The organism is Streptomyces sp. NPDC098781 (genome assembly GCF_044759995.1).
Taxonomy (GTDB): Bacteria; Actinomycetota; Actinomycetes; order Streptomycetales; family Streptomycetaceae; genus Streptomyces.
The window spans coordinates 353,281-368,153 of sequence record NZ_JBIWAK010000006.1 but is presented as its reverse complement, the minus strand read 5'-3'; the positions used below and the strand labels follow the sequence as shown (position 1 = coordinate 368,153).

Here is a 14,873-nt window from a genome sequence, read left to right as displayed (position 1 = left end):
TGCCTGACAGCGACGGCGTCCCGTACTCTCCTACAGAAGCCAAAGACCGCTGGTCGTTACCGTGCGCTCGTGAGAGGGCGCGGTGGCCGAAGGATCCGCTGAAAATGCGGACGACCCGCGCAGGTGACTGTGGAAGAACTCCCGGAGTGCGTACGCCAGCGTATGTCCGCCCGGTCGAGTCCGCCCCGTGCGCCTGCGCCGGGGCGTTTCGTTTTCCCCAGTCCTCCTTCGGGTCCGCGCGGTCCGAACACCCGGAAGGAGGCCGAGACTCATGGCGAGGCCCGACAAGGCTGCCGCGGTTGCCGAGTTGACGGAGCAGTTCCGCAACTCCAACGCCGCTGTGCTGACCGAGTACCGCGGTCTCACCGTGGCGCAGCTCAAGACGTTGCGCCGGTCGCTCGGTGAGAACGCCCAGTACGCCGTGGTGAAGAACACGCTGACCAAGATTGCGGCCAACGAGGCCGGGATCAACACGCTCGACGACCTGTTCAACGGTCCGACGGCGGTCGCCTTCGTCACCGGTGACCCGGTGGAGTCGGCGAAGGGTCTTCGTGACTTCGCCAAGGACAACCCCAATCTCGTCATCAAGGGCGGTGTCCTTGACGGTAAGGCGCTCAGCGCCGACGAGATCAAGAAGCTTGCGGACCTCGAGTCCCGCGAGGTTCTGCTCTCCAAGCTGGCCGGTGCCTTCAAGGCGAAGCAGTCCCAGGCTGCCTCCGTCTTCCAGGCGCTGCCGTCGAAGCTCGTCCGCACCGTGGACGCGCTTCGTGCCAAGCAGGACGAGCAGGGCGGTGCCGAGTAATTCGGCTCGCACGATGACCGCCGCCGCCTGAGGCGGAGGTCGTAGCGGGCCAACGTACGCCCGCCAGACATGTACATCCCGGCACCAGCCGATTTAGTGGAAGGAAAGCCATCGTGGCTCTCACCCAGGACGAACTGCTCGCCGAGTTCGAGAACATGACCCTGATCCAGCTCTCCGAGTTCGTGAAGGCGTTCGAGGAGAAGTTCGACGTCACCGCCGCTGCGGCCGCCCCGGTCGTCATGGCCGGCGGTGCCGCCGGTGGCGCCGCTGCCCCGGTCGAGGAGGAGAAGGACGAGTTCGACGTCATCCTCACCGGTGCCGGCGACAAGAAGATCCAGGTCATCAAGGTCGTGCGTGAGCTGACCTCCCTCGGCCTGAAGGAGGCCAAGGACCTCGTGGACGGCGCCCCCAAGCCCGTTCTCGAGAAGGTCGCCAAGGACGCCGCCGAGAAGGCCGCCGAGTCCCTCAAGGGCGCCGGCGCCTCCGTCGAGGTCAAGTAAGACCTTCCGGTCGAGTACGACCGCCGCGCTTGCTGAACCCAGCCTCCTGAGGCTGTAACGCAGTCGCACCGAAGAGCGATCATCCATTCGGGTGGTCGCTCTTCGGCGTTCCTGGGGGCGCGGCCACGGTTGCCTTGCGCCTGCAACGACGGGGGGTATGGTGATCTTCGTCGTGTCTCCGGGCCGTCCTGGGTTCGGGCATGGGGGCCTTGACGAACCGCACGCAGCGCGCAATTCTCAGGACGCGTCGTCACAAGGATCCGAATCCGAGGCATGGATCGGCGACGAAGAGGGCAGTATCAACGTGCATTGAGGGCGAGCATGCCGAGGGCGTTGAGAACAACGAGGGTCGCGAAAAACCCGCACTGGACATCAGTGTGCCAAGTGGCTACACTGACCCTTTGCGCTGCCTGTTAGCTGTCCCCTGCCCGTCACCAGGGGCATGCCCTCGCTTGAGCATCGAAGACCGGACCGTCTCTGACCTGGCCATTCTTGGTCGGCGAAGGAAACACCTGTCTCTGTGCGCCGGTGAGGGGCCGGTACGCGCGTAGTGAGTCCGAGCCCTCGGAAGGACCCCCTCTTGGCCGCCTCGCGCAACGCCTCGACCGCGAATATGAACAACGGCGCCAGCACCGCCCCGCTGCGCATCTCCTTTGCAAAGATCAAGGAGCCCCTCGAGGTTCCCAACCTGCTCGCGTTGCAGACCGAGAGCTTTGACTGGCTGCTCGGAAACACCGCCTGGCAGAGTCGGGTCGAGGCGGCTCTGGAGTCCGGTCAGGACGTCCCCACCAAGTCCGGTCTGGAGGAGATCTTCGAGGAGATCTCTCCGATCGAGGACTTCTCCGGGTCGATGTCGCTGACGTTCCGCGACCACCGCTTCGAGCCTCCGAAGAACTCGATCGACGAGTGCAAGGAGCGCGACTTCACCTACGCCGCCCCGCTCTTCGTGACGGCGGAGTTCACCAACAACGAGACCGGTGAGATCAAGTCCCAGACGGTCTTCATGGGCGACTTCCCGCTCATGACGAACAAGGGCACCTTCGTCATCAACGGCACCGAGCGTGTCGTGGTGTCGCAGCTGGTCCGTTCGCCCGGTGTCTACTTCGACTCCAGCATCGACAAGACGTCCGACAAGGACATCTTCTCCGCCAAGATCATCCCGTCCCGGGGTGCCTGGCTGGAGATGGAGATCGACAAGCGCGACATGGTCGGTGTCCGTATCGACCGCAAGCGCAAGCAGTCCGTGACCGTCCTCCTCAAGGCTCTCGGTTGGACGACCGAGCAGATCCTCGAGGAGTTCGGCGAGTACGAGTCCATGCGCGCCACCCTGGAGAAGGACCACACCCAGGGCCAGGACGACGCGCTGCTCGACATCTACCGCAAGCTGCGTCCGGGCGAGCCGCCGACCCGTGAGGCCGCGCAGACGCTGCTCGAGAACCTCTACTTCAACCCGAAGCGTTACGACCTCGCCAAGGTCGGCCGCTACAAGGTCAACAAGAAGCTGGGTGCGGACGCTCCGCTCGACGCGGGCATCCTGACCGTCGAGGACGTCATCTCGACGATCAAGTACCTGGTCAAGCTGCACGCGGGTGAGACCGAGACGGTCGCCGACAGCGGTCAGACGATCGTCGTCGAGACCGACGACATCGACCACTTCGGCAACCGTCGTCTGCGCAGCGTCGGCGAGCTCATCCAGAACCAGGTCCGCACGGGTCTGGCTCGTATGGAGCGCGTCGTCCGTGAGCGCATGACGACCCAGGACGTCGAGGCGATCACGCCGCAGACCCTGATCAACATCCGGCCGGTCGTCGCCTCCATCAAGGAGTTCTTCGGCACCAGCCAGCTGTCCCAGTTCATGGACCAGAACAACCCGCTGTCGGGTCTGACGCACAAGCGGCGTCTCTCCGCGCTCGGCCCGGGTGGTCTCTCCCGTGAGCGGGCCGGCTTCGAGGTCCGTGACGTTCACCCGTCGCACTACGGCCGTATGTGCCCCATTGAGACCCCTGAAGGCCCGAACATCGGTCTGATCGGTTCGCTCGCCTCGTACGGCCGGGTCAACGCGTTCGGTTTCGTCGAGACCCCGTACCGCAAGGTGATCGAGGGCCAGGTCACCGACGAGGTCGACTACCTGACCGCCGACGAGGAGGACCGCTTCGTCATCGCGCAGGCCAACGCCGGCCTGAACGACGACATGCGCTTCTCCGAGAACCGCGTTCTGGTCCGCCGTCGTGGCGGCGAGGTCGACTACGTCGCCGGTGACGACGTGGACTACATGGACGTCTCGCCGCGCCAGATGGTGTCGGTCGCGACCGCCATGATCCCGTTCCTCGAGCACGACGACGCCAACCGTGCCCTGATGGGCGCGAACATGATGCGTCAGGCCGTGCCGCTCATCAAGTCCGAGGCGCCGCTCGTCGGCACCGGCATGGAGTACCGCTCCGCGGTCGACGCCGGCGACGTGGTCAAGGCCGAGAAGGCCGGTGTGGTCCAGGAGGTCTCCGCGGACTACATCACCACCGCCAACGACGACGGCACCTACATCACCTACCGGCTGGCCAAGTTCGCCCGCTCCAACCAGGGCACCTCGGTCAACCAGAAGGTCATCGTCCTGGAGGGCGACCGCGTCATCGAGGGCCAGGTCCTCGCCGACGGTCCGGCCACCCAGAACGGCGAGATGGCGCTGGGCAAGAACCTGCTCGTGGCGTTCATGCCGTGGGAGGGTCACAACTACGAGGACGCGATCATCCTGTCGCAGCGCCTCGTGCAGGACGACGTCCTCTCCTCGATCCACATCGAGGAGCACGAGGTCGACGCCCGTGACACCAAGCTCGGCCCCGAGGAGATCACCCGGGACATCCCGAACGTCTCCGAGGAGGTCCTCGCCGACCTCGACGAGCGCGGCATCATCCGCATCGGTGCCGAGGTCATCGCCGGCGACATCCTCGTCGGCAAGGTGACCCCGAAGGGTGAGACCGAGCTGACGCCGGAGGAGCGCCTGCTGCGCGCGATCTTCGGTGAGAAGGCCCGTGAGGTCCGTGACACCTCGCTGAAGGTGCCGCACGGCGAGACCGGCAAGGTCATCGGCGTCCGCGTCTTCGACCGCGAGGAGGGCGACGAGCTTCCCCCCGGTGTGAACCAGCTGGTGCGCGTGTACGTGGCGCAGAAGCGCAAGATCACCGACGGTGACAAGCTCGCCGGCCGACACGGCAACAAGGGTGTCATCTCCAAGATCCTGCCGATCGAGGACATGCCGTTCCTGGAGGACGGCACCCCGGTCGACATCATCCTCAACCCGCTGGGTGTGCCGTCCCGAATGAACCCGGGACAGGTCCTGGAGATCCACCTCGGCTGGCTCGCCAGCCGCGGCTGGGACGTCTCCGGTCTCGGCGAGGAGTGGGCGCAGCGCCTTCAGGTGATCGGTGCCGACCAGGTCGACCCGGGCACGAACGTCGCGACCCCCGTCTTCGACGGTGCGCGCGAGGACGAGCTCGCCGGCCTGCTCCAGCACACCATCCCGAACCGCGACGGCGAGCGCATGGTGCAGCCGACCGGTAAGGCGAGGCTGTTCGACGGCCGCTCCGGTGAGCCGTTCCCGGACCCGATCTCCATCGGGTACATGTACATCCTCAAGCTGCACCACCTGGTCGACGACAAGCTGCACGCCCGCTCGACCGGCCCGTACAGCATGATCACCCAGCAGCCGCTGGGTGGTAAGGCCCAGTTCGGTGGCCAGCGCTTCGGTGAGATGGAGGTGTGGGCGCTGGAGGCTTATGGCGCCGCTTACGCCCTCCAGGAGCTGCTGACCATCAAGTCCGACGACGTCACCGGCCGAGTGAAGGTCTACGAGGCCATCGTCAAGGGCGAGAACATCCCCGAGCCCGGCATCCCCGAGTCCTTCAAGGTGCTCATCAAGGAGATGCAGTCGCTCTGCCTGAACGTGGAGGTGCTGTCCAGCGACGGTATGTCCATCGAGATGCGTGACACCGACGAGGACGTCTTCCGCGCTGCGGAGGAGCTCGGCATCGACCTGTCCCGGCGCGAGCCGAGCAGCGTCGAAGAGGTCTGACGGGAGTCCGGCGGGGCCCTTACCCACAGGGCCCCGCCGACCCCCAGGCCCCCGTTTCAGACCCCAAGACTTACAACCCTGAGAGGGATTGACGCATAGTGCTCGACGTCAACTTCTTCGATGAGCTCCGGATCGGTCTGGCCACCGCTGACGACATCCGTCAGTGGAGCCACGGCGAGGTCAAGAAGCCCGAGACCATCAACTACCGCACCCTCAAGCCCGAAAAGGACGGACTCTTCTGCGAGAAGATCTTCGGTCCGACCCGGGACTGGGAGTGCTACTGCGGCAAGTACAAGCGTGTCCGCTTCAAGGGCATCATCTGTGAGCGCTGCGGCGTCGAGGTGACTCGCGCCAAGGTGCGTCGTGAGCGGATGGGCCACATCGAGCTGGCCGCGCCTGTCACGCACATCTGGTACTTCAAGGGTGTCCCCTCGCGCCTCGGCTACCTGCTGGACCTGGCGCCGAAGGACCTCGAGAAGGTCATCTACTTCGCGGCGTACATGATCACGTTCGTCGACGAGGAGCGCCGTACCCGCGACCTGCCCTCCCTGGAGGCGCATGTCTCGGTCGAGCGTCAGCAGATCGAGAACCGCCGGGACGCCGACCTGGAGGCCCGCGCCAAGAAGCTCGAGACCGACCTGGCCGAGCTGGAGGCCGAAGGCGCCAAGGCCGACGTGCGCCGCAAGGTGCGCGAGGGTGCCGAGCGCGAGATGAAGCAGCTGCGCGACCGTGCGCAGCGCGAGATCGACCGTCTCGACGAGGTGTGGACCCGCTTCAAGAACCTCAAGGTCCAGGACCTCGAGGGCGACGAGCTCCTCTACCGCGAGCTGCGTGACCGCTTCGGCACGTACTTCGACGGTTCGATGGGTGCCGCGGCGCTTCAGAAGCGCCTGGAGTCCTTCGACCTCGACGAGGAGGCCGAGAGGCTCCGCGAGATCATCCGTACCGGCAAGGGCCAGAAGAAGACCCGTGCGCTCAAGCGCCTGAAGGTCGTCTCCGCGTTCCTTCAGACCAGCAACAGCCCCAAGGGCATGGTTCTGGACTGCGTGCCGGTCATCCCGCCGGACCTTCGCCCGATGGTGCAGCTGGACGGTGGCCGCTTCGCGACCTCCGACCTGAACGACCTGTACCGCCGTGTGATCAACCGGAACAACCGACTGAAGCGCCTTCTCGACCTCGGTGCGCCCGAGATCATCGTGAACAACGAGAAGCGCATGCTCCAGGAGGCCGTCGACGCGCTGTTCGACAACGGTCGTCGTGGTCGCCCGGTCACCGGTCCCGGTAACCGTCCGCTGAAGTCCCTCAGCGACATGCTGAAGGGTAAGCAGGGTCGATTCCGTCAGAACCTGCTCGGTAAGCGTGTGGACTACTCCGCGCGTTCCGTGATCGTCGTCGGTCCGCAGCTGAAGCTGCACCAGTGCGGTCTGCCCAAGGCGATGGCGCTGGAGCTCTTCAAGCCGTTCGTGATGAAGCGCCTGGTCGACCTGAACCACGCGCAGAACATCAAGAGCGCCAAGCGCATGGTGGAGCGCGGCCGCACGGTCGTGTACGACGTCCTCGAAGAGGTCATCGCCGAGCACCCGGTGCTGCTGAACCGTGCTCCCACCCTGCACCGCCTCGGCATCCAGGCCTTCGAGCCGCAGCTGGTCGAGGGCAAGGCCATCCAGATCCACCCGCTCGTCTGCACCGCGTTCAACGCGGACTTCGACGGTGACCAGATGGCCGTGCACCTGCCGCTGTCCGCGGAGGCGCAGGCCGAGGCCCGCATCCTGATGCTGTCCTCGAACAACATCCTCAAGCCCGCCGACGGTCGTCCGGTGACGATGCCGACCCAGGACATGGTCCTCGGTCTGTTCTTCCTCACCACCGACTCCGAGATGCGGAACGTCAAGGGCGAGGACCGCTCCTTCGCGTCCGTGGCCGAGGCGATCATGGCCTTCGACGCGGGCGAGCTGTCGCTCCAGTCGAAGATCGACATCCGCTTCCCGGTCGGCACCATCCCGCCCCGCGGCTGGATGCCGCCGGCGCAGGAGGAGGGCGAGCCGGAGTGGCAGCAGGGTGACTCGTTCCGTCTGCGGACGACCCTGGGCCGCGCGCTCTTCAACGAGCTGCTGCCCGAGGACTACCCGTTCGTCGACTACGAGGTCGGCAAGAAGCAGCTCTCCGAGATCGTCAACGACCTCGCCGAGCGCTACCCCAAGGTCATCGTGGCGGCGACGCTCGACAACCTGAAGGCGGCCGGCTTCTACTGGGCGACCCGTTCCGGTGTCACCGTGGCCATCTCCGACGTCGTCGTTCCCGAGGCGAAGAAGGAGATCGTCAAGGGCTACGAGGCGCAGGACGAGAAGGTCCAGAAGCAGTACGAGCGCGGTCTGATCACCAAGGACGAGCGCACCCAGGAACTCATCGCGATCTGGACCAAGGCGACCAACGAGGTTGCCGAGGCCATGAACGAGAACTTCCCGAAGACCAACCCGATCTTCATGATGGTGAACTCGGGCGCACGAGGCAACATGATGCAGATGCGTCAGATCGCCGGTATGCGTGGTCTGGTGTCGAACGCCAAGAACGAGACGATCCCGCGTCCGATCAAGGCCTCGTTCCGTGAGGGTCTGTCCGTGCTGGAGTACTTCATCTCCACGCACGGTGCCCGTAAGGGTCTGGCGGACACCGCTCTGCGTACCGCCGACTCGGGTTACCTCACCCGTCGTCTGGTCGACGTCTCCCAGGACGTCATCATCCGCGAGGAGGACTGCGGCACCGACCGTGGCCTCAAGCTGGCCATCGCCGAGCGCGGCGCCGACGGCGTCCTGCGCAAGGCGGACAACGCCGAGACCAGCGTGTACGCGCGCTGCCTCGCCGAGGACATCGTCGTCGACGGCAAGGTGCTCGCCCCGGCGGGTGTCGACCTCGGTGACGTGCTCATCGACGTCCTGGTCGGCGCGGGTGTCGAGGAGGTCAAGACCCGCTCGGTCCTGACCTGTGAGTCCGCCGTCGGTACGTGCGCCATGTGCTACGGCCGTTCGCTCGCCACCGGCAAGCTGGTCGACATCGGTGAGGCGGTCGGCATCATCGCCGCCCAGTCCATCGGTGAGCCCGGTACCCAGCTGACGATGCGTACCTTCCACACCGGTGGTGTGGCCGGTGACGACATCACCCAGGGTCTGCCGCGTGTCGTCGAGCTCTTCGAGGCCCGTACCCCGAAGGGTGTCGCCCCGATCTCCGAGGCCACCGGCCGCGTCCGGATCGAGGAGACCGAGAAGACCAAGAAGCTCGTCGTCACCCCGGACGACGGCAGCGACGAGACGGCGTTCCCGATCTCGAAGCGTGCCCGACTTCTGGTCAGCGAGGGTGAGCACGTCGAGGTGGGCCAGAAGCTCACCGTGGGTGCCACCAACCCGCACGACGTGCTGCGCATCCTGGGCCAGCGTGCCGTCCAGGTCCACCTGGTCGGCGAGGTCCAGAAGGTCTACAACTCGCAGGGTGTGTCGATCCACGACAAGCACATCGAGATCATCATCCGGCAGATGCTGCGCCGCGTGACGATCATCGAGTCCGGCGACGCCGAGCTGCTGCCCGGCGAGCTGGTCGAGCGCTCGAAGTTCGAGACCGAGAACCGTCGTGTGGTCCAGGAGGGCGGTCACCCGGCCTCCGGTCGTCCGCAGCTGATGGGTATCACCAAGGCCTCGCTGGCGACGGAGTCCTGGCTGTCGGCCGCCTCCTTCCAGGAGACGACCCGAGTCCTGACGGATGCGGCGATCAACGCCAAGTCCGACAGCCTCATCGGCCTCAAGGAGAACGTCATCATCGGTAAGCTCATCCCGGCCGGTACGGGTCTGTCCCGCTACCGCAACATCCGGGTCGAGCCCACCGAGGAAGCGAAGGCCGCGATGTACTCGGCCGTCGGCTACGACGACATCGACTACTCGCCGTTCGGCACCGGCTCCGGCCAGGCCGTTCCGCTGGAGGACTACGACTACGGTCCGTACAACCAGTAGGGCTTACGTCCACTGAGGGGCGGTCACCTTTCGAGGTGGCCGCCCTTCGGCGTTCCCCCATCCGTTCCACGATCTGTGCCCCGTGGCGGTCTCCGGGTTTTCTCCGGGTGCACCCCCGATGCCCGGACTGCCGGTTCGGAGCATCATGGAAGGACTCCGACCAGTACGGGGGAGGTGCTCCATGACGCATCCGTCGTGGCAGCCGTGGCAGCCCTGGCAGGGGAACAGCGCCCCGCAGCCGTGGTCCGGGTCGAACGCCCCGTCGATGCTCGCCTCGCACGCCGACCGTGAGCGTGCCGTGGACGTGCTCAGAGCCGGCTTCGGCGAAGGGCGACTGGCCCAGCCCGAGTTCGAGCAGCGGGTCACGCGGGCCTACACGGCTCGTACGGTGGGCGAGCTCGCCCTGCTGGTCGCCGACCTGCCCCAGGGCCCGATGCCGCATCCGGCGCCCGTCACGCCCGTACCGGGGACGTTCCTGGCGTCGCCGGCCCGGCAGACCAACAGCAAGGCCGTCGGTTCGGCGGTCTGCGGGGTGCTGTGTCTCGTGAGCTTCGGGCTGACCGGCATTCCGGCCGTCGTCCTCGGGCACGCGGCGCGTACCGAGATACGCCGCACCGGGCAGAGCGGTGACGCGCTGGCGCTGACCGGGCTGGTGCTCGGGTGGCTGTCGACCGCGGCCTGGGTGGTGCTGCTGACCCTGCTGATGGTGGCCGCCGCCCTGTCCGAGTCCGGGGCCGGCTGAGGGATCCCGGTGTGCTCGAATCGGCGATTCGAAGATCAAACCCGTCGCGCGGTCTTGACATCGGCCGTATGGGGATGCGGGCGAGGCCCATTTGTTTTGACCGCAGCGAATGAGGTAGGTACGCTCAGACCTTGTGCCTGGGGTGTGCCCTGGCTCTCGTGCGTGCCTTCAACCGCATAGCGAGCTGTGAGCGGCCACCGTAATCTGTGCTCTTTTCGCCTCACGGCGGGAGTCCGCCGGATTCGACACACCCGACCGCGTGGGTCGGCGACGTTCCAGGTTAGCTTCACCATTCGGCACACAGAAACCGGAGAAGTAGTGCCTACGATCCAGCAGCTGGTCCGCAAGGGCCGGCAGGACAAGGTCGAGAAGAACAAGACGCCCGCACTCGAGGGTTCCCCTCAGCGTCGCGGCGTCTGCACGCGTGTGTTCACGACCACCCCGAAGAAGCCGAACTCGGCCCTGCGTAAGGTCGCGCGTGTGCGTCTGACCAGCGGGATCGAGGTCACCGCTTACATTCCGGGTGAGGGACACAACTTGCAGGAGCACTCCATCGTGCTCGTGCGTGGTGGCCGTGTGAAGGACCTGCCGGGTGTTCGCTACAAGATCATCCGCGGTTCCCTTGACACCCAGGGTGTGAAGAACCGCAAGCAGGCCCGCAGCCGCTACGGCGCCAAGAAGGAGAAGTAAGAATGCCTCGTAAGGGCCCCGCCCCGAAGCGCCCGGTCATCATCGACCCGGTCTACGGTTCTCCTCTTGTCACGTCGCTCATCAACAAGGTGCTGCTGAACGGCAAGCGCTCCACCGCTGAGCGCATCGTCTACGGCGCCATGGAGGGCCTCCGCGAGAAGACGGGCAACGACCCGATCATCACGCTGAAGCGCGCTCTGGAGAACATCAAGCCGACCCTCGAGGTCAAGTCCCGCCGTGTCGGTGGTGCGACGTACCAGGTTCCGATCGAGGTCAAGCCCGGTCGTGCCAACACGCTCGCGCTGCGCTGGCTCGTCGGCTACTCCCGCGCCCGTCGCGAGAAGACCATGACCGAGCGTCTGCTCAACGAGCTTCTCGATGCTTCGAACGGCCTCGGTGCGGCCGTCAAGAAGCGCGAGGACACGCACAAGATGGCCGAGTCCAACAAGGCCTTCGCGCACTACCGCTGGTAGTCGCTACCCCATCGAGACCGAGAGAAGACTGAGCCACTATGGCTACCACTTCACTTGACCTGGCCAAGGTCCGCAACATCGGGATCATGGCCCACATCGACGCGGGCAAGACGACCACCACCGAGCGGATCCTGTTCTACACCGGTGTGTCTTACAAGATCGGTGAGGTCCACGACGGCGCTGCCACCATGGACTGGATGGAGCAGGAGCAGGAGCGTGGCATCACGATCACGTCTGCTGCGACCACGTGTCACTGGCCGCTCGAGGACAACGACTACACCATCAACATCATCGACACCCCGGGGCACGTCGACTTCACCGTTGAGGTGGAGCGCTCCCTGCGTGTGCTCGATGGTGCCGTGACGGTGTTCGACGGTGTCGCCGGTGTCGAGCCGCAGTCCGAGACGGTGTGGCGTCAGGCCGACCGTTACGGCGTGCCGCGTATCTGCTTCGTCAACAAGCTGGACCGTACCGGCGCCGAGTTCCACCGCTGCGTGGACATGATCTCGGACCGCCTGGGCGCCCAGCCGCTCGTCATGCAGCTTCCGATCGGCGCCGAGGCCGACTTCAAGGGCGTCGTGGACCTGGTCCGCATGAAGGCGCTCGTGTGGTCCGCCGAGGCCGCCAAGGGCGAGATGTACGACGTCGTCGACATCCCGGCCACGCACACCGAGGCTGCCGAGGAGTACCGCGGCAAGCTGATCGAGGGCGTCGCCGAGAACGACGAAGAGATCATGGAGCTGTACCTGGAGGGCCAGGAGCCCACCGAGGAGCAGCTGTACGCCGCGATCCGTCGCATCACCATCGCGTCCGGCAAGTCCAGCGACACCACGGTCACCCCGGTGTTCTGTGGCACCGCGTTCAAGAACAAGGGCGTTCAGCCCCTGCTCGACGCGGTCGTGCGCTACCTGCCGACCCCGCTCGACGTCGAGGCCATCGAGGGCCACGACGTGAAGGACCCCGAGCTGGTCGTCAAGCGCAAGCCGTCCGACGACGAGCCGCTGTCCGCGCTGGCGTTCAAGATCATGAGCGACCCGCACCTCGGCAAGCTCACCTTCGTCCGGGTCTACTCGGGCCGCCTGGAGTCCGGCACCGCCGTGCTGAACTCCGTCAAGGGCAAGAAGGAGCGCATCGGCAAGATCTACCGCATGCACGCGAACAAGCGTGAGGAGATCGAGTCGGTGGGCGCCGGCGACATCGTCGCCGTCATGGGCCTGAAGCAGACCACCACCGGTGAGACGCTGTCCGACGACAAGAACCCGGTGATCCTGGAGTCCATGGACTTCCCGGCGCCGGTCATTCAGGTCGCCATCGAGCCCAAGTCCAAGGGTGACCAGGAGAAGCTGGGTGTCGCCATCCAGCGTCTCGCGGAGGAGGACCCCTCCTTCCAGGTCCACTCGGACGAGGAGACCGGCCAGACCATCATCGGTGGTATGGGCGAGCTGCACCTCGAGGTGCTGGTCGACCGTATGCGCCGTGAGTTCAAGGTCGAGGCCAACGTCGGCAAGCCGCAGGTGGCCTACCGCGAGACGATCCGCAAGGCCGTCGAGCGCGTCGACTACACGCACAAGAAGCAGACTGGTGGTACCGGCCAGTTCGCGAAGGTGCAGATCGCGATCGAGCCGATCGAGGGCGGCGACGCCTCGTACGAGTTCGTGAACAAGGTCACCGGTGGTCGTATCCCGAAGGAGTACATCCCTTCGGTCGACGCCGGTGCGCAGGAGGCCATGCAGTTCGGCATCCTCGCGGGCTACGAGATGACCGGCGTGCGCGTCACGCTGATCGACGGTGGCTACCACGAGGTCGACTCCTCCGAGCTCGCGTTCAAGATCGCCGGTTCGCAGGCCTTCAAGGAGGCCGCGCGCAAGGCCAGCCCTGTGCTCCTTGAGCCGATGATGGCCGTCGAGGTCACCACGCCCGAGGACTACATGGGTGAGGTCATCGGCGACATCAACTCCCGCCGTGGCCAGATCCAGGCCATGGAGGAGCGGGCGGGTGCCCGCGTCGTGAAGGGCCTCGTGCCTCTCTCGGAGATGTTCGGTTACGTCGGCGACCTGCGCAGCAAGACGTCCGGCCGGGCCAGCTACTCCATGCAGTTCGACTCCTACGCCGAGGTTCCGCGGAACGTCGCCGAGGAGATCATCGCGAAGGCCAAGGGCGAGTAACGCACCGCGTTCACACGCTTTAGGCTTGACTCCGGAGCCTTGAGGGGCAAACACCCGCAAACACGGATGTTTGCCCCGGGGCCCGGGCTTTCCAGCAAAGATCACCTGGCGCCGATGAAGCAAGGCGTTCAGAACCACTCCACAGGAGGACCCCGTGGCGAAGGCGAAGTTCGAGCGGACTAAGCCCCACGTCAACATCGGCACCATCGGTCACATCGACCACGGTAAGACGACCCTTACGGCCGCCATTACCAAGGTGCTGCACGACGCGTACCCGGACCTGAACGAGGCCTCGGCCTTCGACCAGATCGACAAGGCTCCCGAGGAGCGCCAGCGCGGTATCACCATCTCCATCGCGCACGTCGAGTACCAGACCGAGACGCGTCACTACGCCCACGTCGACTGCCCCGGTCACGCGGACTACATCAAGAACATGATCACCGGTGCTGCCCAGATGGACGGCGCCATCCTCGTGGTCGCCGCCACCGACGGCCCGATGCCGCAGACCAAGGAGCACGTGCTCCTGGCCCGCCAGGTCGGCGTTCCGTACATCGTCGTCGCCCTGAACAAGGCCGACATGGTGGACGACGAGGAGATCCTGGAGCTCGTCGAGCTCGAGGTTCGTGAGCTGCTCTCCGAGTACGAGTTCCCGGGCGACGACCTGCCGGTCGTCAAGGTCTCGGCGCTCAAGGCCCTTGAGGGCGACAAGGAGTGGGGCAACACCGTCCTCGAGCTCATGAAGGCCGTGGACGAGAACATCCCGCAGCCCGAGCGTGACGTCGACAAGCCGTTCCTGATGCCGATCGAGGACGTCTTCACGATCACCGGTCGCGGTACGGTCGTCACCGGCCGTATCGAGCGTGGTGTCCTCAAGGTCAACGAGACCGTTGACATCGTGGGCATCAAGCAGGAGAAGACCACCACCACGGTCACCGGCATCGAGATGTTCCGCAAGCTGCTCGACGAGGGCCAGGCCGGTGAGAACGTCGGTCTGCTGCTCCGCGGCATCAAGCGCGAGGACGTCGAGCGCGGCCAGGTCATCATCAAGCCGGGCTCGGTCACCCCGCACACCGAGTTCGAGGCGCAGGCCTACATCCTGTCCAAGGACGAGGGTGGCCGCCACACGCCGTTCTTCAACAACTACCGTCCGCAGTTCTACTTCCGTACGACGGACGTGACCGGCGTGGTGACCCTCCCCGAGGGCACCGAGATGGTCATGCCGGGTGACAACACCGAGATGAAGGTGGAGCTCATCCAGCCCGTCGCCATGGAAGAGGGCCTGAAGTTCGCCATCCGTGAGGGTGGCCGGACCGTGGGCGCCGGCCAGGTCACCAAGATCAACAAGTAATCTTGTTGGCCTGACCTGGTAGCTCCAGCGCGAGCTCCTGAAGGGGCCCGTACGACTTCGGTCGTACGGGCCCCTTTGTCATGCGCGAA

Annotated in this window: 9 protein-coding genes; all 9 read left to right on the top strand. The window is 65.6% G+C overall.

Annotation, left to right across the window (positions count from 1 at the left end):
- Nucleotides 1-271: 271 nt before the first annotated feature.
- The 9 genes from rplJ to tuf all read left to right on the top strand — a co-directional run bounded on the left by rplJ (nucleotide 272) and on the right by tuf (nucleotide 14,784).
- On the top strand, nucleotides 272-802 hold the full coding sequence (rplJ, locus tag ACIQWG_RS26060) for a 50S ribosomal protein L10 (RefSeq protein WP_272112615.1): 531 nt from the start codon (nucleotides 272-274) through the stop codon (nucleotides 800-802).
- Nucleotides 803-912: 110 nt separating this feature from the next.
- On the top strand, nucleotides 913-1,302 hold the full coding sequence (gene rplL / locus ACIQWG_RS26055) for a 50S ribosomal protein L7/L12 (RefSeq protein WP_404100372.1): 390 nt from the start codon (nucleotides 913-915) through the stop codon (nucleotides 1,300-1,302).
- 580 nt (nucleotides 1,303-1,882) lie between these two features.
- Nucleotides 1,883-5,368 carry a DNA-directed RNA polymerase subunit beta gene (rpoB, locus tag ACIQWG_RS26050; RefSeq protein ID WP_404100042.1) on the top strand — a complete coding sequence of 1,162 codons (3,486 nt, stop codon included), beginning with the start codon at nucleotides 1,883-1,885 and terminating at the stop codon, nucleotides 5,366-5,368.
- Nucleotides 5,369-5,466: 98 nt separating this feature from the next.
- On the top strand, nucleotides 5,467-9,366 hold the full coding sequence (locus tag ACIQWG_RS26045; RefSeq protein ID WP_404100040.1) for a DNA-directed RNA polymerase subunit beta': 3,900 nt from the start codon (nucleotides 5,467-5,469) through the stop codon (nucleotides 9,364-9,366).
- A 181-nt stretch (nucleotides 9,367-9,547) separates the two neighbouring features.
- Nucleotides 9,548-10,108 carry a DUF1707 and DUF4190 domain-containing protein gene (locus ACIQWG_RS26040; RefSeq protein WP_404100038.1) on the top strand — a complete coding sequence of 187 codons (561 nt, stop codon included), beginning with the start codon at nucleotides 9,548-9,550 and terminating at the stop codon, nucleotides 10,106-10,108.
- 318 nt (nucleotides 10,109-10,426) lie between these two features.
- On the top strand, nucleotides 10,427-10,798 hold the full coding sequence (gene rpsL / locus ACIQWG_RS26035; protein WP_003948652.1) for a 30S ribosomal protein S12: 372 nt from the start codon (nucleotides 10,427-10,429) through the stop codon (nucleotides 10,796-10,798).
- A gap of 2 nt (nucleotides 10,799-10,800) precedes the next feature.
- Entirely contained in the window at nucleotides 10,801-11,271 is a 471-nt protein-coding gene (gene rpsG, locus ACIQWG_RS26030) for a 30S ribosomal protein S7 (RefSeq protein ID WP_003992340.1), read from the top strand.
- A 38-nt stretch (nucleotides 11,272-11,309) separates the two neighbouring features.
- The gene (gene fusA, locus ACIQWG_RS26025) at nucleotides 11,310-13,436 is read left to right on the top strand and encodes an elongation factor G (RefSeq protein WP_380853540.1); all 2,127 of its coding nucleotides are present in this window, start codon (nucleotides 11,310-11,312) and stop codon (nucleotides 13,434-13,436) included.
- A 154-nt stretch (nucleotides 13,437-13,590) separates the two neighbouring features.
- A complete protein-coding gene (gene tuf, locus ACIQWG_RS26020; RefSeq protein ID WP_030046358.1) occupies nucleotides 13,591-14,784 on the top strand; it encodes an elongation factor Tu in 1,194 nt (397 codons plus the stop codon).
- Nucleotides 14,785-14,873 lie beyond the last annotated feature (89 nt).

Coding starts and splice junctions, on each gene's coding strand:
- ACIQWG_RS26040 (WP_404100038.1), top strand. CDS start 9,548: ATGACGCATCCGTCGTGGCAGCCGTGGCAGCCCTGGCAGGGGAACAGC.
- rplJ (WP_272112615.1), top strand. CDS start 272: ATGGCGAGGCCCGACAAGGCTGCCGCGGTTGCCGAGTTGACGGAGCAG.
- fusA (WP_380853540.1), top strand. CDS start 11,310: ATGGCTACCACTTCACTTGACCTGGCCAAGGTCCGCAACATCGGGATC.
- rpsG (WP_003992340.1), top strand. CDS start 10,801: ATGCCTCGTAAGGGCCCCGCCCCGAAGCGCCCGGTCATCATCGACCCG.